Source organism: Halococcus agarilyticus, assembly GCF_000334895.1.
Lineage (GTDB): Archaea > Halobacteriota > Halobacteria > Halobacteriales > Halococcaceae > Halococcus > Halococcus agarilyticus.
Map to the genome: position 1 here is coordinate 162539 of NZ_BAFM01000001.1, position 17628 is coordinate 180166.

A 17628-nucleotide genomic window follows, 5' to 3' on the forward strand; every position below is an offset into this window, starting at 1 on the left:
CCCCATGACCGATCGCTACCCTCGGTCGGGTCGCGGCTCCGGCAGCGCTCGGAGCGAGCGCGGTGGGATCAGGTAGGTCGCCCGCCGTTCGACGTCGAGGAAGTCGACGATTCCGCTGTGGTGGGGGTCGGCACCCCCGAGATCGTTCATCGCCTTCCGCGCCTCGACGAAGCTCGCCATCCCACGCTGGATCGAGTTGAAGTTCATCCCGGCGTCGTGGTCCGGCGACGTCCCGACCCCCTCCGACCGCCGGAGGATCTGGGGGTCGAACTCGTCGTCGCGTGCCCGTGCAGCCTTCTGTGCGTGGCCCAGCCGGCCGTGCTCGTCGGCCTCGGCCTCCAGATCCTCGGCCATCTCCTCGGTGACGCCGCTTCGGCCGCCGAGGTTCTCGCCCGTTTCGCCGACCTCCTCCGTGGTGTGTGCGGTGCTGAACATCTGGGTCACGCGGGCGTCGGCGTCGAGGTCGTACCACGCGTCGAGGTCGATCCCCAGGCGCGACGAAAGCTGCGTCGTCCCGCCGGCGAACGGTCCCTCCCGAACCGTCACGCGATCCTCGGCCGGATTGGTGTCCTGATAGCCCGACTTGTACCCCATCGAGAGCGGGGCGTCGTCGTCGATCGCGTCGTGGGCCAGTTTCTCGGCCGGCAGTCCTCGCCCCACGACGCCGGTGCGGCGGTCGACCACCGAGAACACGTCGCCGAGATCCGTTTCCATCTCGATCCCGTTGAGCGTACCCTGATCGCCGAACAGCGCCTCCTCGACCGCGAGCGGGACCGAGCCGTAGTCGCTGTTCAAGGTGAGGAGCGCGTCGGCGCTGTCGGCGCGGTCGGTCGGCTCGTCGAGCTCGTCGAGCACGGCCGTCGGCGTCGGGAGGTCGATGTCAGTAGGGAGGGACGCGTCGAACCGTGCGAAGTACGCGGGGGCGTACCCGAGCATGAACAGGAGGCCGTCGTTGAACGTCGCACCGGCCGCGCCGCCGGTGCCGCGCTCGAACGCGCGCTCGACGGTCCGGAAGGCGTTCTCGACGGTCTCGCGCTCGGCGTCGGTCGGCGGTATCGACCCGGTGTAGTCGAGCGAGACCAGCACCTGGTGGCGTGGGAGGACGGTGTCGCCGTTGGCGTCGGTCACCAGGAACTCGTTCCACGCGTGCTGGCGCTCGGGGAGCGTCGCGAGGTCCCCCGGGCCGCGGGGGAACTCGGGCCCGCTCTCGGCGTCGGCGTTCGCCTCGGCGTCGAGACACGCTGACAGCGCGCTCGCGCCGCCGATCGCCACCGCGCTCTTCACGAACTTGCGGCGATCGATCGGCTGGGGCGGATCCGATGGCACGGGCGGCGTACGGAGCCGGAACGGAAAGCTGTATCGTCGCGTGACTGTGTTTCCCCGGAAGAGATGCTCCCGTGATGCCCGCCGTGGTGTCCCGATCGTCGTCCGTCGATCGCTTTTCGGACAGCAGAACCGATCCCCTCCAGCGACGTGCCGAACGGCGGTCTCGATCGCCGACAGTGTGGCCTACGCCGGTGGCGTTCCGGCGACCAGATCGACGAACTCCGTCGGATGCTCGACGTGCGGGAGGAGTTTGGCGTCGTCGAACACCACGAGGCGCGCGTCGGCGGTCTCGGCGAGCTCCCGGCCGCGTTCGAGCCCAGGGAGGTCGGCGTCGCGTCCCCAGACGATCGTGATCGGGCAGTCGAGCGCAGCGAGCCGGTCGTCGAGGTCGATATCGGGATCCAGAAAGCCGCTCACGAACGACGCGGGTGCGAACCGCGCGCCCGGCTGGTGGGTCGTTCGCCAGCGATACCGGATGAACTCCTCGGTGAGGATCGACGGGTCGGCGACGGCGTGATCGCGCTCGAAGTACCGGAGCGAGGGTTCGCTGGCGAGAGCGTTGAACAGCGTCTCGCCGACGAACGGCGAGCGGAGCAGCGAGCGGAGCCACACCCGCTTTTCAGGTACCGTCTCGGCGGTCGGACAGACGAGGACGAGTTCGGCGAAGTCGGGACCGTCCTCGTCCCCGGCGGCAAGCGCGGCATACGCGCCCGACAGCGACGACGCGACACAGACCGCGTCGTCGGTGAGATCGCGCGCGAACTCGGTCACGAACGTGGTGTAGAGCGACGCGGAGTACACGAGGGGCGGGCGGTCCGAGCGCCCGAACCCGGGGAGATCGGGCGCGATCACGTGGTACTCGTCGGCGAGTCGCTCGAAGACCCGATCGAACTCCCGGCTCGATCCGGCGGCGTTGACGCCGTGGAGGAGGAGACAATCGGGGTCGTCGGGATCGCCCGCCTCGGCGTAGGCCACGTCGAACCCCCGCCAGCGGTAGGTGTGCTGGGTGCCGGGGAGTGCGGGATCGAGCACGCCGGCCCGTCCGGTGAGTGCACGATTGGTCACGGCGACGAGTCCCGCGCTCGCGAGGGCACCGGCGACGGCACGGAGCTTCATGTGGCCGCTAACGGCCAACCACGATTTATACGTGGTGATGGATCGCGCTCGCCGATCGACGGCGGATGGACAGCAACCGGCCGACTTCGATGGATGGACGACGAATCGATCGGCACGCTCGGGCAAAAAGTGACCCAGGACTATCAGTATATCAAGGTATTTCGGCAAGAATGGTTACTCTATGCGCCGAATTATTTATATGCCGGTGTTCGGTTACTCTACGCGAACGTGAGTGGTGATCCGATATGCCTGAAACGCCAGCCATCGATGCCGAGGACACAGCAGCGGAGAACGCGGGCGCGTTCGTGACGGAGTCGGCGGCGCGCGTCGCCGTGCTCGAACGCCTCGTCGAGGGGCCGGCGGCCCCCGGCGAGATCGCCGCCGAACGATCCGTCGACGCCGCCAGCGTGAAGCGAGCGACGGAGGCGCTTCGCGATCGCGCCCTCACCGAACTTCTCGTCACCGACGACGAGCGCGTGTACGGGCTCACCGCGAAGGGCGAACGGACCCTGTTCTTCCTCGAAGCCGAGGGGAAGATCTAGGTACTGCCCGAGCGGTTCCGAACGGGCACGTACGCGCAGCGAGCCACGCCGACGAGCGTAGTCGGGACAGTTTCGCCTGACCGAGCGGCGAGCGTTTGGTTGCCGAAGCGCGAGGTCAGCCTCCCGTGACGGAGTCGTGAACTGCGTCGGCGTTGCGGCCGACGGCGAGGAGCACCAGGCACCTGCGGTCGTCGCGGCGAACGTGATCGTGAGTCGGAGTGCGGTGGGACGTTCGGCGGTGGACGACCGCCGTCGGTTCGACGATGCGAACGGCTATCACGGACGCGCGACGACGTGATCCCGATGGACCTTCCCGACCACGTTCACGCGCTCTCGCTCGACGTCGCGTTCGAGGGGCGCGAGATAACGCTCCACCCCTCGGCGATCGAGACCGAGCGCGGACTCCTGTTGCTCGATACGGGCCTCCCCTCCACTATCGACCAGCTCGCCGACCGCCTCGACGCCGCGGGGTTCGCCCTCGACGACGTGGTGACGGTGCTGGTGACCCACCAGGACGGCGATCACGCTGGCGGCCTCTCGGCGGTCGTCGAGCGGTCGGGAGCCACGGTCGTCGCCCACGAGCACGACGCGCCGGCGATCGACGGCCGCGAGGATCCCGGTGGGCCGCCCGGTCGAGAGCGGTACCCGCCTGCGCGCGTCGATCTCGAACTCGGCGGTGCGGCGACCTTCCACACGCGCGCCGGGCCGGCGAGGGTGGTGCCGACGCCTGGTCACACCACTGGCCACGTCTCGGTCTTCCTGCCCGAGGAGCGACTCCTGATCGCCGCGGACGCGCTGACCGTCGACGAGGACGGGCTCGCCGGTCCCCGTCCGGACGTGACCAGGGACGTGGATCGTGCGCTGTCTTCCGTGGCTCGTCTGGCCGACCTCGACATCGATCGAACGCTCTGCTATCACGGCGGATTCGTCAAGGAGGGGACCGATCGGATCGCGGCGATCGCCGACGGGTCGGACTGACTGTTTGCCTGGCGGTGCGGTCGGAGGGGGCGGTGCGGTGCCTGGTGGATGAAGGGCGAGCCACGAACGAAGTGAGTGGCGAGGGCTTCGGCGGTGCTGTGCGATTTGTGGTAGTCACAGCGGTTGCACCGCGAGCGACCGTAGGGAGCGAGCGGGCCGAGGAACCCCTGAAAGGGGTGACGCTGGCTTTTTCCCCACGTTTTTGCGAGCGAGGGAGCGCGCTTCGCGCGCGACCGAGCGTAGCAAAAAGTGGTAGTGCGTGGGACCGGATTTGAACCGGAGCCAGACGGTCCGGCTCGCTGCGCTCGCCGGCTGCGACTGGCAGGGTTCAAATCGCTCCGTTCGATTTTCACGGCTCTCCCGTCCGGTCGAGCCGGAAAATGCGTGGGACCGGATTTGAACCGGAGCCAGACGGTCCGGCTCGCTGCGCTCGCCGGCTGCGACTGGCAGGGTTCAAATCGCTCCGTTCGATTTTCACGGCTCTCCCGTCCGGTCGAGCCGGAAAATGCGTGGGACCGGATTTGAACCGGCGGACCTCTACAGGACAGCGCCCTCAACGCTGCGCCGTTGGCCTAGCTTGGCTACCCACGCGCGGTTCGTCCGTATCCTTCGTTCGGGTAAAAGCGCTTCCATTCGACGACTGTCTGGCCGCGACTCTCACGCAATGGTTACTCTTCGACAATGGGTAATCTCGACCGAACAACTAATACTGTTGTCAATCATCCACCTCTCCCCTGACTGAAATCGTTCGAATACCTCCAGAGAGTGTGCAGTTTCCGTACTGTACTATCGGATAACTTGTTCTAGGAAACACGATTGATTATAGTGCTGTACTAGTTTCCAGAGATTTCTTTAGACACAAATCTAAGTGAATCGGCGACGATACCATGTGTCGTATGGTAGCAAAAGTCGCAGCAAAAACGGTCGGAGTAGCACTTGTCGTCTGTTTGTTCGTCGTACTCGGAGCGACGGGGGCCGCACTCGCAGTCGGGCACGACACCGCCGGATCGGACAGCACGACACTACAGGAGGATGATGGGCGACAATCACTCCATCTGAGCAGTCAGTACAGCCTGGCAGCGAACTGTAGCGATACATGCTGTACGGGCGAAAAAGACAGCGATGTCGTCGATATCGACGGTGATCGTAATCAGGTACGGGTCAACGCCGACGCGGCGGATGTCGGCGGAACCACTGGTGACTGTACGACGAACGCCGACAACGATATCGTCGATATCGAGGGTGACGGCAACGCCGTTCGCGTCGATATCGATTCGCCGGACACCGACGACGCAGATGGGGAGAGCACGACTGGCGACGAAGGTAGCGGTACTGACGGTAGCACCGATGGCGGGGCCGATACCGCTGGCGGAGCGGATGGTGCAGACGGAACGGACGGAGCAGATGGTGCTGATGGAGCGGACGGAGCTGACGGGGCAGATGGGACGGACGGAACTGACGGAAGCGATGGGAGCGACGGTGCGGATGGAACGGACGGAAGTGATGGAAGCGACGGGGCAGATGGGACGGATGGTGCTGACGGAAGCGATGGGAGCGACGGTGGGGACGGATCGGACGGAACGGATGGCGATGACAGCGAAGACGGAACGGACGGTGCGGATGGGGACGACGGGTCGGACGGTGCGGATGGGGACGACGGATCGGACGGTGCGGATGGAGACGACGGATCGGACGGTGCGGATGGGGACGACGGATCGGACGGAACGGATGGCGATGACAGCGAAGATGGAACGGACGGTGCGGATGGGGACGATGGGTCGGACGGTGACGACGGTGAGCGAACTATCGTCGTTGAGGGTAGCGAAATCACTGTCGACAACGACATCAGCGACGAACGGGTGCAGGAGATCATCACTCAGATCCAAAACAACGTCGATACCGACACGACGGTCACCACCGAGACGGTCAATCGGATCGTCAACGAGAACAACATCAACAACACCGACATCAACAACATCGATCTCAGTGATCTAATCGATATCATCAACGATCCCGACGACGAGACGCCTGACGATGGGAACGAAACTCCAGGTGATGGCAACGAAACACCGGGCGACGGCAACGAAACGCCCGACACCGCCGATATCAGCGTGACGAAAAGCGCGAACATGGACGAAGTCGAGCTGAGCCTTCTGGAGGGTGGCGGGATCCTTCAGGCGAACGAGCCCGTGACGTTCACGGTGACGGTGACCAACGAAGGGCCCGCCACGGCGACGGACGTGACCGTCGACGACGAGGACGTCATCGCGGACATCGACGACCTCACCGACACGACGGCGTTCCTCGTCACCGATTCGAGCGTGAGTCAGGGTGATTTCAACGCCGTCACCGGTGAGTACGACGTGGGATCGCTCGATCCGAACGAGTCCGCGACGCTCACCTTCGACGCGCTCGCGGTCTCGACCGACGCCACGCTCCTCGACGACCCGCTCGCGGAGCTCAACGCGACCAACGTGGCCGAACTGGACACGGTCACCCCCGATGACCCGAACGTCGACAACGACGTCGGCAGCACGGAGGTCACGCTGGTGAGCGTCCTCGACGGCGTTCCCGGGGACCCCGGCGACGGCAACGAAACCGGCGAGATCAACGTCAGCGATTGCCGTGACGCGCTCGTGACGGGGAATCTGACCAACGCAACCGTCGAACTGGACCTCTTCAACGTGGCCACGGGCGACAACGAAACCGTCACGATCGGTCCGATCAGCGGAAACGAGAACGTCTCCGTCAGCGGTCTCGACGAGGTGGCGAGCATCGATCTCAGCGCGGCAGTCATCGAGGAAGCGCGGCTGCTTGATGCCGATGGCACCGTTGTCGACACCGACACGACCGCCGATCTCGGCGTGTGTGTCGACGTGCTCGGGATCGAACTCGTCGATCTCGACACGGGACTGCTCCTCGATGCCGACGTGCTCGACGATCTCGACGATCCCAACGCGACTGCGCTCGTCGATCTCGTCGCCGAACTCGACGACACCGAGATCGAGCTGCTGAACGAGGCGGTCGACACCGGCGAGATCACGAATCGTGAGATCGTTGACCTCGCACGGGCGTTCGAGAGCGGCGAGGTCACGCCGACGGAGCTCGACGACCTGCTCAGCAATTCCGTCGACCAGCTCGGGGATGCTCTCGACTCGCTGCTCGGCGACATCCTCCCGCTGGGCGCAGAACAAGCAACGTCGACGAACGCAACCGCCACGAGTGGCGGTGAGAACGCATCGGCGACGACGAACGCGAACACCACGGCCAGCGAGATCGGAGCCACGACGAACGCCAGCACGACGACCACCGGCGGCAACGGATCGAGCAGCCTCGGTGACACCCTCGGAGCGTTCGGTATCGTCGCCGTCGGTCTGACAGCCAGTACGATGCTGCTACGGAAACGGCGACGAGAGTAACGACCCAGTCGACTCGAACCTCCCGTTCGCGATTCCGTTCATCCCCGGGGCAGCGTCTTCACACGATAGCCACGGAGTGAGAGGGGACTGTTTCGAGAGGAGAGTACTGTCGCCGTTCCGGCATCCGACCCCCGGAGCGAACAGCGGTCGCTCAGTCGTCGGCGCTCGCCCGGCCGCCGACGGTGGGCCGCGACACCTCGCGGTCGGTTTCCTCGCCCGCGATGTCGTAGGGGTACTCGCCGGTGACACAGCCCATACAGAGGTCCTCTCGGGGAGTGTCGAGCGCGTCGGCGACCGCTTCCCGTGAGATGTAGGCGAGACTGTCGGCACCGATCACTTCACACACCTCCTCGGTCGAGCGGCCGGCGGCCAGCAGCTCCTCGCGGCTCGCCATGTCGATCCCCATGTAGCAGGGCGCGACGATCGCGGGCGAACCGATCCGGAGGTGGACCTCCGCCGCGCCGACGTCGCGGAGGAGTTCGACGAGCTGGGTCGAGGTCGTCCCCCGGACGATCGAGTCGTCGATCAGGGTCACAGTTTTGCCCTCGACGGTCGATTTGATCGGGTTGAGCTTGAGTCGGACCGCACGCTCGCGCTCGTCCTGAGTCGGCATGATGAACGTCCGGCCGACGTATCGGTTCTTCATCAGCCCCTCGGCGAACTCCACGCTGCCGTCGCCCTCGTTCGCGGCCTCCGCGTAGCCCGAGGCGAACGCCCGCCCGGAGTCCGGCACCGGCATCACGACGTCGGTGTCGATACCGCTCTCAGCCCACAGCTGTCGGCCGAGTTCGCGACGGGCCTCGTAGACCAATTCGCCGTCGATCGTCGAGTCGGGTCGGGCGAAGTAGACGTGTTCGAAGAAACACCGCGCGGTGTGATCGGGTTCGACGAGTCGGTGGCTCTCGTAGCCTGCGCCGTCGGGTTCGAGTACCACGAGCTCGCCAGGTTCGACGTCTCTGATGAGTTCGCCGTCGAGCGCGTCGATCGCCGCACTCTCGCTTGCGAGTACGTAGCCGTCCTCCAGCTTCCCGAGACACAGCGGCCGATTGCCCTGCGGATCGCGGAGGCCGAGCACGCGGTCGTCGTGCATCACGGTGAGCGAGTACGATCCATGTATTTTGCCCATCGTCCGCTCGACCGCGTTCACGAGATCGCCGTCGAGGAGGTTCCGCGCGAGATCGTGGGCGATCACTTCGGTGTCGCCGTCGGAGGTGAACGCGTGGCCCAGTCCGGCGAGCTCGTCCCGCAGCGCGTCCGCGTTGACGAGGTTGCCGTTGTGAGAAAGGCCCAGCGACCCGCTCTTGAACGAGACCGAAAAGGGCTGGGCACACGAGGAGTCGACGCTGCCCGCAGTCGGATAGCGGACGTGGCCGATCCCGTTCGGGCCGTTGAGCTCCGCGATGTCGGCCTCGGAGAAGGCGTCACCGACGAGCCCCATCTCGACGTGGGAGTGTTGCTGGAACCCGTCGTGAGTGACGATCCCCGCCGACTCTTGGCCGCGGTGCTGGAGGGCGTAGAGCGCGTAGTAAAGCGGCCGCGCGGCGGCGCGGTCGGCGAGCGAGACGCCGACGACCCCGCACTTCTCGTCCATCTACTCGCCGGCCTTCTCCTGCCACGCGTAGTCGCGTCGCTTCGCGGACTTCCCGAACCCACACGACGCGCAGACTTTCTTCGTCTTGTGGTAGGAGGCTTCGCCACAGCGGCGGCATTTCACGTGCACAGTTTTGTTCTTCTTCCCCTGGCTCGGCGTTCCGGACCCGGTCATGGTGTTATCGTGACGACGTTGTCCCCGCGGATAATCGTTGTGCTCTCGACCGTCTCGACGCCGACCTCGCCGGGCGTCGGCGCGTCCGCATCCCCGCTCGCGGGTTCGAGCACGATGTTCATGTGCTGGTCGTAGCCAGCGAGCGACCCGGTGTAGATCTCGCCGTCTTTCAGCCGTACGGCCACGCTCTCGCCGAGGGTGGCTTCGAGCACGTCGAGGGGACGTCCTTCGGTCATGACGCGTACTCGTCCGGTACGACTCTTAAGCGTACCGTCACGGATCGCCCGGCCGTCGTCGCCCGGCTACCGCCGCCCGCGGACGAACGCCGGCCCGTCGACGTCCTCGGTTTCGGCCTCGCGCCACGAGTGCTCGGGCTCCCACCCGAGCAGATCGCCGGCCTTCGCCGTCGAGAAGCCCGATTCGGTGTCGTCGAGATCACACTCCTCGGGGAGGTCGCCGTAGCCCGCCTCGATCGCCTCCGTCGTGGAAACGTCGAGATAGGTGTCCGCGGCGAAGGCGTTGAACACCTCGTGACCGTCGAAATCCGTCGTCAGAGCGGCCTCGACGATCCCGACCACGTCCCGGACGTCGACGTACGACCAGAGGTTGCCCGATCGGCTCGCACTATCGAGATCGAACCCCTCGCGGATGGCTGTCACGGCGTAGCTGCCGGGGTACTGGATCCACGATGGGCGGATCGTCGCGACCTGCACCCCGAACGCGTTGGCGATCCGCTCGGCGACGGCCTCGCCGGCGAGCTTCGAGGTCTCGTAGGCGTTCCACGGGGCGGTCGGATGGCTCTCGTCGATCGGGAGGGATGCGGGGAGTTCGGGTTCGGGCCAGTGCGTTCCATAGACCGTCTCGCTCGACGCCCACACCACGCGCGCGTCGGCCCGCCCGGCGGCTTCGAGGACGTCGAACGTGCTCAGGACGTTGTTCCGATAGACGTCCCCGCCAGCGTGGTTCTCCTCGTGAGGAATGTTCCCGAAGTGGACGACGGAGTCGGGATCGGCGTCCACGATCGTCTCCCACGTCGGCCCCTGCTCGGTCAGATCCACGGCCCGGAAATCGACGTCCTCGACCCGGATTTCGGGAAGCTCGCGGTCGATCGCGATCACCTCGTGGTCCTCCCTGAGGCGATCGACGATCCAGCTGCCCGAACCGCCGAGCGCGCCCGTGACGACGACCGTGTCGGTCATGCTGGCTCGCGGAGCGCGAATCGGTTAACCCTCCGCCTCCCGGCGAACCCGTTCGCCCTCGATGACTCGTCCGGCGGGCGTCCCGTCGTTTTTCGTCGACTCAGATATCGACGGCGAACGAGGTGTCGACGTCGACGCGTTCGGCGAACGTTCCCAGTAGCTCGGCGAGCGCATCGAGGTCCTCGGTGTCGATCACCTCGACCGGGGTGTGCATGTAGCGGTTCGGCAGCCCGAGGTTCAGCGACGGGATGCCGCCGCGCTGGGTGAAGAAGGCGTCGGCGTCGGTGCCCGTCCGCGAGCCGGTCGCCTGGAGCTGAATCGGGATCTCGGTGGTGTCGGCGGTCGTGCGCATCGCATCGACCAGAACGGGATGGCTCGCGCCGCCACGGGTGACGACCGGTCCCTCGCCGAGTTCGATCCCGTTGCTGCGCGTGCCCGGCGTCGCGGGCTCGTCGGTGGCGTGAGTCACGTCGACCACGATCGCGGCGTCGGGCGCGAGATCGAACCCGACCATCCGCGCGCCCTGGAGACCGACCTCCTCCTGGACGGTGCTGACGGCGTACACCGTGGCGTCGACGTCGGCCTCGCTCGCGCGGCGGAGGCCCTCGGCAGCGGCCCACGTTCCGATCCGGTTGTCCATCCCGCGGGCCGCGAGCCGCGTGCCGTGAAGTTCCTCGACAGTAGAGGCGATCGTGATCGGGTCGCCGACCTCGACGAGTTCGCGCGCCTCGTCGCCGTCTTCGGCCCCGATGTCGACGTGCTGTTCGGCGATGTCGGCGGTCTCGTGGTCGTCGCGCAGGTGGATCGCGGCCTGGCCGATGACGCCCGGGACGGACTCGCCGTCGGCGTGGATCGTGACGTGCTGGCCGCGCGACACGGTTTTATCCGCACCGCCGATCGAACCGAGGTTGACGAACCCCTCCTCACTGACGTCCCGAACGACGAACCCGATCTCGTCGGCGTGACCGGTGAGGGCGATGCTCGGTGCGTCGGTTGCGCCCTCGTGGACCGCGACCGCGTTGCCGTAGTCGTCGGTGCGGACCTCGTCGACGAACTCGCTCACGTACTCGGTCCAGATCGCCTGGCCACGGGTTTCGAACCCGGACGGGCTCGGGGTTTCGAGCAGGTCGTCGAGGAACGCGCGCTGGCTCTCGTTCACGGCCACCGTATCGACGCCGTGGGTAAGAACCACTCGGAAAACGAGGTGTACGGGAAGGAAAGGACGGCAGGGAAAACCGGCACTGGAAGCCCAAACGAATAAGCCAACGGCCCGTGAAGAGGGGCCGCATGGCAGACAAACTGACGCTGCTCGAACTCCACCTGCACAGCGACGAGAACGAGTTCACGAGCGATTTCCAGTTCAGCTCCGACATCGGCGAACTGCTGCGCGACCGCCTCGGCTTCGGCTCCGAGAGCTCGGAGTCCGACGATTTCTCCACCGACGCCGACGACGACGCGTCGTTCGACACCGATACCGACGTCGACGACGACACGTCGTTCGAGAGCGAGCCCGACGCCGGCGTCGATCCGCTCGGTGCGGACGGTGGCAGCGGCAGCAGCGCGGTCCAGACAACCGATGACGACGAGGCGAGCGACACCGTCGTCGAGATCGACGAGGACGTGGACGAGGAGGAGACGGAGTCCTCGGGCAGCGCGCTGCGCAAACTGTTCGTTCTCGGACTGCTCGTCGGGCTCGCGCTCGTCGCCCAGTGGTATCTCGGCGGCGACGACCTCGAAGACGAGTTCGCGATGGACGACGACGAGTTCGGCGTCGACGACGACGGCGAGGACGAGTTCGAGGAACTGTAGAGGCGAAACCCTTTGTCCGCGCGGCGATACTTTCTGACGTGAACCTCCTTCGTAGCGCCAAAGCGGTGACCGAAGCCTCCGGCGACGGGCTGATCGACTGGGCCGCCGTCGCCGAGGCCGCACGGGCCGCCACCGACCCGGGCGACCTCGCGCTCACCGCCGACGAGCGGTCGGGCTACGCCGCCGACGTCCGCGACGCCCGAACCCGGGTTCGGGAGGTCGCCGGCGTCTCCTTCGATCTCCCCGACACCATCGAGGTCCAGCACCGTCACCACTGGATCGACGCGAACATCGCGACGTTCGAGCGCATCATGGGAACGCTCGACATCGAGGGACGGACGCTCGTTCCCGGTCTCGCACGGGTGGCGAACACCGGCTCGATGACCGTCGCGCTCGCCTTCCTCGCGAACAACGTGCTCGGCCAGTACGACCCGCTCTTGCTCGCGGAGGGCGACCGTCGTGGCGCAGTAGGCGGAGGCACAGCGAGCGGGGGCGCAGCGGGCGAGGGAGGCGAGGGTGCGGCGAGCGGAGCCACGGATCACGCGCTCTACTTCGTCCATCCGAACATCGGGCGGGTCGCCGACGAACTCGATGTCTCGCGCGCACGATTCCGGCGGTGGATCGCCTTTCACGAGGTAACTCACGCCGCGGAGTTCGGCGCGGCTCCGTGGCTCTCGGGCCATCTCGAAGCCAGGATGGAGCGGGCGGTCGACGCGCTCGGCGAGGGGAGCCTCGACCGCGAGGCCTTTCGCGAACTCGACGCCGCGATGACCGCGGTCGAGGGGTACGCCGAACTCCTGATGGATCGGGCGTTCGACGACGAGTACGCAGACCTCCGCGAGAAAGTCGAGGCGCGACGACGCGGCCGCGGGCCAGTCGCCCAGCTCGTCCGTCGGCTTCTCGGGATGGGGATGAAACGCCGGCAGTACGAGCGCGGCAAGGCCTTCTTCGAGACCGTCGCCGACGCCCGCGGGGTGGAGGGGGCGAGCGTCGTCTGGGATCGACCGGAAAACCTGCCGACGAACGCGGAGCTCGACGCGCCCGAGCAGTGGCTCGATCGCGTGGTCCGCTGAAGCTCGAAAACCGGCCCGTCCCGTTCAGCTCCGAAAGCCGAGCCCGCGGGGGAAGGCGAGCCACACAACGACAGCCCCGACGACGAGTCCGGCACACGTCGCGAGCGCGAAGACGAGGATCGAGGAGTCGCCCTGGAGCGTGATGAGACCTGCCGAGAGTCCAACGAGCACCACAAATCCGATCTTGAGCCGGCGCGACGCGGTGAGGCGGTCCTCCCGCGAGACTGGCCCGACCATCACCGCTCCTCGGCTGTGTTAGCGGTCGCCTCGCTTTCGGTATCGGCGTCTGCGGTGCTCACGTGCATCCCGACGAACGCCCACTCGTCGTCACGGCGTTCGAGCGTGCCGCTCCAGCGGGTCTCGTGCTCGCGGTGCTCGCCGTCCTCACCGCGCCACGCCATCAGCACGTCGTCGCTGAACCACGCGGTCGAGTCGTGCTCGGTCACCCGGAGTTGGCGGCTCTCGACGGTCCAGTCGGTCGTCGTCTCGGTCTGTTCGCGGAGGCCTGCTTCGATCTCCTCGTACCCGGCAAGCCGATCGGTGATGCCGAACTTGACGACCGACGCCGACTCGGCGAAGAAGGGAGACAGCGGTTCGCCCGCCCGGAGCGCGTCGTAGTACGCCTCGATCGTGGCTTCGGCGGTCATACCGGCCGGAGGGGAGGACGGGATTTACGCCTACTGGAAGCCACGATTGGTGTCGTTTTCCTCGACGAGGTCGTCGAGTTCGGCGTCGAGCAGGCGTTCGGCCTCCTCGAACTCGTCGGCGAACTCGTCGAGCCCCTCGGGGCGATCGTACTGGTCGTACTCCATCGGGCCGTAGGCGGGGCTGTCGAGCGCACCCATCACGTCCTCGAACAGGGCGTCGGGCGTCGTCGGCGCGTCGGCGTGGGTTTCGAGTACGCTTTCGAGTTCGGTCGCCGCTTCTTCGGCTTCGTCCTCGTCCTCCATCGGGGACTGGACGCCGAAGCGACCCGCATCGCCCTCCGGAAAGAGCGGATCGAGATCGTCGTCGATTCGCCGGGCGAGTTGCGTGCCGACGCCCTGGACCTCGAAGGGGTTCTTCGCATACGTTTTGAGCTGGAAGACGCCCGCCGAGGGGTGACCGAGGTACATGTCCTCGCCGATACCCCGGTCGCGATCGCCAGCGACCGCTCGCCAGCCGCCGGGGTCGGCCCCCGAATCAGTCACCTCCTCCAAGATGTCCTGCCAGTCGCGAACGCGCATACCTCCTCTATCGGCGTGGTCCGTATCAACCCACCGCTCGCGGCCCGATGTCGGATTTTGGTTTGGTGGCTGCGGTGGCGGTGCGGTCCTAGCGTCTCACCGAACGAAGTGAGGTGAGGCTCAGGAGAGTTTGCTCTCCTGGTGGATGAAGGGCGAGTGACCGAAGGGAACGAGGGCTTCGGCGGTGCTGTGCGGAGTGGTCGCGGAGAGTGCCAGCGGCTGTACCGCGAGCGAGCCGCGAAGCGGCGAGCGAGCGAGCGGGTGTTTTTCGTCCAGGTTTTTGCGAGTAGCGAGGGACGCTTCGCGTCCCTCGTACCGTGCGAACGGGCGCTTTGCGCCCGTGAGCAGAGAGTGGTGGCCGACCGTCGGGAGGCCACCCGACGTGGTTCGAAAGACGCCGGAGGCGTCTTTCGTCATGCCGAGACGGCTTCGCCGTCTCGTAGCAAAGTAAAAAAGTGGGTTCTAGTAGCTGCGAACCTTCGGCTCGTACTCTTTCTCCTCGCCTTCGAGGATGACCGGCTTGTAGTAGAGGTCGGGGGAGCCGTCGCTCCACGCGAGCATCGAGTGTTTGATCCAGTCCTCGTCGTTGCGGTCCTGATAGCCCTCACGCCAGTGTGCGCCCCGGAACTCGGTGCGCGCGAGCGCCGAGAGGGTGATGGCCTCGGCGAGGTCGATCAGGTTTCTGGTCTCGATGGTGTGCTGGAGGTCGGTGTTGAACGTTCGCGAGGGGTCGGAGACGTAGACGTCGTCGTAGGCCTCCCGCGCCGCACGGATGTCCCGGAGTGCCTGTTTCAGCCCCTCTTCGTTGCGGAAGACGTTCACGTTCTCGGTCATCGCCTCTTGGAGCTCGGCGCGGATTTCGGCGTGCTGGCGACCCTCGTCCTTCTCCATCAGGTGCTCGATGCGGGCGCGCTCGGCGTCGAGCGCGCGCTCGACGGTCTCGTCGATCCCGACGAGCGCCGCGCCACCGTCCGACTCCGTCTGACGAGATCGGCCGTCATCGGATGTCCGACCGCCGTCGGCCGCGACGTCGTCGGGCGAATCGAGTGCGCCTGGCGATACCGGACTGTCGTACTCGGCGCGCTCGATGCTCGCGGAGGGGCCGGTCTCGATCTCGGCGGCCTCCATCTCCTTGCCCGCGGCGTGACGACCCGCGCGCGCGCCGAAGATGATGAGTTCGGGCAGCGCGTTCCCGCCCAATCTATTCGAGCCGTGGACCGAGACGCAGGCGCACTCGCCCGCGGCGTAGAGGCCCGTGATGCAGGTCTCGCCGTTCTCGGAGACCTCGATCCCGCCCATCTCGTAGTGCTGGCCCGGCTTGACCGGCATCGGGTCGTCGAGGGGGTTCACGCCCTCGAAGTCCTCCGAGAGGTGGATGATGTTCTCCAACCTGTCGGTGATGCGCTCCTCGCCGAGGTGGCGCATGTCGAGCATGACGTGATCGTCGTCGAATCCGCGGCCCTCGTTGACCTCCGTGAGTTCGGCGCGCGCGACCACGTCCCGGCTGGCGAGCTCGCCGACGTTGTTCGCGTACCCGTTCTCGAACATGAAGCGCTCGCCCTCCTCGTTGTAGAGGATGCCGCCCTCGCCACGGACGCCCTCGGTGATCAGCACGCCGGTGGAGGGGAGCGTAGTGGGGTGGAACTGGACGAACTCCATGTCTTCGAGGGGGACGCCCGCCCGGTAGGCCATCGCCTGGCCGTCGCCGGTGTTCGCGACCGCGTTGGTGGTGTGATCGTAGACCTGTCCTGGGCCGCCGGTCGCGAGGATCACGCCGTTGCTGGCTTTGAACCCCTCGACCTCCCCAGTTTGAACGTCGTAGGCGATCGCGCCGTGGCAGACCCGGTCCTCGGGGTCGTCGTGGTCGGTGACGGCGAGCTGGGTGACGTACCACTCGTCGTAGACCTGGATGCCGCGTTTGACGACCTGCTCGTACATCGTGTGGAGCAGGTGATGGCCCGTCTCCGCACCGGCGTAGGTCGTGCGGGGAAACGAAAGCCCGCCGAACGGGCGCTGGCTCATCCGGCCGTCGTCCTCGCGCGAGAAGGCCATCCCCCAGTGTTCGAGCTGGATGACCTCGCTCGGGCTCTGCTGACAGAGGGTCTCGATCGCCGGGGCGTCCCCGAGGTAGTCCGAGCCCTTCATCGTGTCGTAGGCGTGGTCCTCCCACGAGTCGCCGTCCCGGAGTGCGGCGTTGATCCCGCCTTCGGCGGCCCCGGTGTGGCTCCGTACGGGGTGGAGTTTCGAGACGAGCGCGACGTCCGCGCCCTCCTCGTGTGCCGCGATCGCCGCGCGAAGGCCGGCCCCGCCCGCGCCGACCACGATGACGTCGTGTTCGTACATCTCTTGGTCACGGTTCGACCTACCGAGACTTGAGGCTGTTCATGCCCGGCCTGCCGTTCCGGATTGTCTGAGGCGTTCGAACGAACGGACCGTGCTACACCAGTGCTTCCATGTCGGCAACGAACTCCTCCGCCCGCTCGAACAGCTCGTCGACGTTCGCCTCGATCGGGTCGTGGTCGTAGTCGGCCTGCTCGCGATAGTCGCGAAGTTCGTTCAGAAACCGTCCGTCGGCCCCGCTCGCTTCGCCCTCCAGGACGATCTCCTGGCCGAACAGTGAGATCACTGCTCGGTGACTCCCTGGTTCGAACCCCTTCGCGTAGAGCACGGCTTGGGCCGCGTGAAAGCAGGCGTAGTACAGCCGGTTGACGACTGCCTTGTCGGTGCCACCGTCCCGCAGCACCGCCGCGTCCGACAGCGCATCGCGGGCTTCCTGTAACTCCTCCGCAGCGTAGTCAGCCATGCGAGCGCCCGTCCCGGAGCACGTTCTTGATGAACGGGTGGTCTTTGCGCTCTTCGAAGTGATCTTTCGCTTTCACGTGGACCGACACCACGACCCCGTATTCGAGTTGGACCTCGTAGGCGATGTCGCGGAGCTCGTCCGCGTGCTCGGTGGTGTCGAGCACGACGAACACGTCCACGTCGGAGTCGATCCCGTGCGCCTCGCCCCGTGCCGCGCTCCCGAACAGCAGCAGCTCGTGGATCGAATTGCCGAACGCGTCGTGTGCTCGCTCGGCGAACGCCTCGAACGCTCGCTGGTGTGGACGCGACGCCGCTGCGCTCATTGGGGGTTGTTGTGTCTCCGCGCGCATTTATTTATCCCCAACTGAACGAA

20 protein-coding genes and 1 tRNA gene are annotated in these 17628 nt (G+C 66.4%); 6 read left to right on the plus strand and 15 right to left on the minus strand.

Annotation, left to right across the window (positions count from 1 at the left end):
- Positions 1-15 precede the first annotated feature (15 nt).
- Positions 16-1326 carry a DUF7405 family protein gene (locus TX76_RS00715; RefSeq protein WP_049898314.1) on the minus strand — a complete coding sequence of 437 codons (1311 nt, stop codon included), beginning with the start codon at positions 1324-1326 and terminating at the stop codon, positions 16-18.
- Between the two features lie 183 nt (positions 1327-1509).
- Positions 1510-2442 carry an alpha/beta fold hydrolase gene (locus TX76_RS00720; protein WP_049898315.1) on the minus strand — a complete coding sequence of 311 codons (933 nt, stop codon included), beginning with the start codon at positions 2440-2442 and terminating at the stop codon, positions 1510-1512.
- 245 nt (positions 2443-2687) lie between these two features.
- Here TX76_RS00720 and TX76_RS00725 point away from each other — a divergent pair, with 245 nt between their 5' ends.
- From TX76_RS00725 to TX76_RS00730, 3 genes are all read left to right on the plus strand, one after another.
- Positions 2688-2984 carry a hypothetical protein gene (locus TX76_RS00725; RefSeq protein ID WP_049898317.1) on the plus strand — a complete coding sequence of 99 codons (297 nt, stop codon included), beginning with the start codon at positions 2688-2690 and terminating at the stop codon, positions 2982-2984.
- A gap of 136 nt (positions 2985-3120) precedes the next feature.
- Complete coding sequence (locus TX76_RS17395) at positions 3121-3282, plus strand: hypothetical protein (RefSeq protein ID WP_154018965.1); 162 nt, start codon at positions 3121-3123, stop codon at positions 3280-3282.
- Positions 3283-3287: 5 nt separating this feature from the next.
- Complete coding sequence (locus TX76_RS00730; protein ID WP_049898319.1) at positions 3288-3962, plus strand: MBL fold metallo-hydrolase; 675 nt, start codon at positions 3288-3290, stop codon at positions 3960-3962.
- A 506-nt stretch (positions 3963-4468) separates the two neighbouring features.
- On the opposite strand, the gene TX76_RS00735 is transcribed toward TX76_RS00730, so the two are convergent.
- Positions 4469-4553 (minus strand) — tRNA-Leu (locus TX76_RS00735).
- A 356-nt stretch (positions 4554-4909) separates the two neighbouring features.
- On the opposite strand from TX76_RS00735, the gene TX76_RS00740 reads away from it, so the two are divergent.
- On the plus strand, positions 4910-7381 hold the full coding sequence (locus TX76_RS00740; protein ID WP_228842274.1) for a DUF11 domain-containing protein: 2472 nt from the start codon (positions 4910-4912) through the stop codon (positions 7379-7381).
- 151 nt (positions 7382-7532) lie between these two features.
- Here the strand turns inward: TX76_RS00740 and purF are convergent, their stop codons facing one another.
- From purF to TX76_RS00765, 5 genes are all read right to left on the minus strand, one after another.
- Complete coding sequence (gene purF / locus TX76_RS00745) at positions 7533-8972, minus strand: amidophosphoribosyltransferase (RefSeq protein WP_049898324.1); 1440 nt, start codon at positions 8970-8972, stop codon at positions 7533-7535.
- Positions 8973-9146: a 50S ribosomal protein L37e gene (locus TX76_RS00750; RefSeq protein ID WP_005044428.1), complete on the minus strand. Its 174-nt coding sequence runs from the start codon at positions 9144-9146 to the stop codon at positions 8973-8975.
- Positions 9143-9382 (minus strand): LSM domain-containing protein, encoded by a 240-nt coding sequence (locus TX76_RS00755; RefSeq protein ID WP_049898326.1) that lies wholly within the window; start codon positions 9380-9382, stop codon positions 9143-9145. Before TX76_RS00755 ends, TX76_RS00750 begins: the two co-directional genes overlap by 4 nt.
- 66 nt (positions 9383-9448) lie before the next feature.
- Positions 9449-10345 (minus strand): NAD-dependent epimerase/dehydratase family protein, encoded by an 897-nt coding sequence (locus TX76_RS00760; protein WP_049898327.1) that lies wholly within the window; start codon positions 10343-10345, stop codon positions 9449-9451.
- A 100-nt stretch (positions 10346-10445) separates the two neighbouring features.
- Complete coding sequence (locus TX76_RS00765; protein ID WP_049898568.1) at positions 10446-11504, minus strand: M20/M25/M40 family metallo-hydrolase; 1059 nt, start codon at positions 11502-11504, stop codon at positions 10446-10448.
- A 128-nt stretch (positions 11505-11632) separates the two neighbouring features.
- On the opposite strand from TX76_RS00765, the gene TX76_RS00770 reads away from it, so the two are divergent.
- Positions 11633-12154, plus strand: coding sequence for a hypothetical protein (locus TX76_RS00770; RefSeq protein WP_049898329.1), 522 nt, complete (start codon positions 11633-11635; stop codon positions 12152-12154).
- Between the two features lie 38 nt (positions 12155-12192).
- On the plus strand, positions 12193-13227 hold the full coding sequence (locus TX76_RS00775) for a zinc-dependent metalloprotease (RefSeq protein ID WP_049898331.1): 1035 nt from the start codon (positions 12193-12195) through the stop codon (positions 13225-13227).
- A gap of 24 nt (positions 13228-13251) precedes the next feature.
- On the opposite strand, the gene TX76_RS00780 is transcribed toward TX76_RS00775, so the two are convergent.
- The 7 genes from TX76_RS00780 to TX76_RS00810 all read right to left on the minus strand — a co-directional run bounded on the left by TX76_RS00780 (position 13252) and on the right by TX76_RS00810 (position 17578).
- Positions 13252-13464, minus strand: coding sequence for a hypothetical protein (locus TX76_RS00780; protein ID WP_049898333.1), 213 nt, complete (start codon positions 13462-13464; stop codon positions 13252-13254).
- Entirely contained in the window at positions 13464-13874 is a 411-nt protein-coding gene (locus tag TX76_RS00785; protein WP_049898335.1) for a nuclear transport factor 2 family protein, read from the minus strand. Before TX76_RS00785 ends, TX76_RS00780 begins: the two co-directional genes overlap by 1 nt.
- A 30-nt stretch (positions 13875-13904) precedes the next feature.
- A complete protein-coding gene (locus tag TX76_RS00790; protein WP_049898336.1) occupies positions 13905-14453 on the minus strand; it encodes a hypothetical protein in 549 nt (182 codons plus the stop codon).
- A 120-nt stretch (positions 14454-14573) separates the two neighbouring features.
- Positions 14574-14870 carry a hypothetical protein gene (locus TX76_RS00795; RefSeq protein ID WP_049898337.1) on the minus strand — a complete coding sequence of 99 codons (297 nt, stop codon included), beginning with the start codon at positions 14868-14870 and terminating at the stop codon, positions 14574-14576.
- 45 nt (positions 14871-14915) lie between these two features.
- Positions 14916-16796, minus strand: coding sequence for an FAD-binding protein (locus tag TX76_RS00800; RefSeq protein ID WP_049898339.1), 1881 nt, complete (start codon positions 16794-16796; stop codon positions 14916-14918).
- Positions 16797-16890: 94 nt separating this feature from the next.
- Positions 16891-17256 (minus strand): HEPN domain-containing protein, encoded by a 366-nt coding sequence (locus tag TX76_RS00805; protein WP_049898341.1) that lies wholly within the window; start codon positions 17254-17256, stop codon positions 16891-16893.
- A complete protein-coding gene (locus TX76_RS00810) occupies positions 17249-17578 on the minus strand; it encodes a nucleotidyltransferase domain-containing protein (protein ID WP_049898343.1) in 330 nt (109 codons plus the stop codon). Before TX76_RS00810 ends, TX76_RS00805 begins: the two co-directional genes overlap by 8 nt.
- Between the last annotated feature and the right edge of the window lie 50 nt (positions 17579-17628).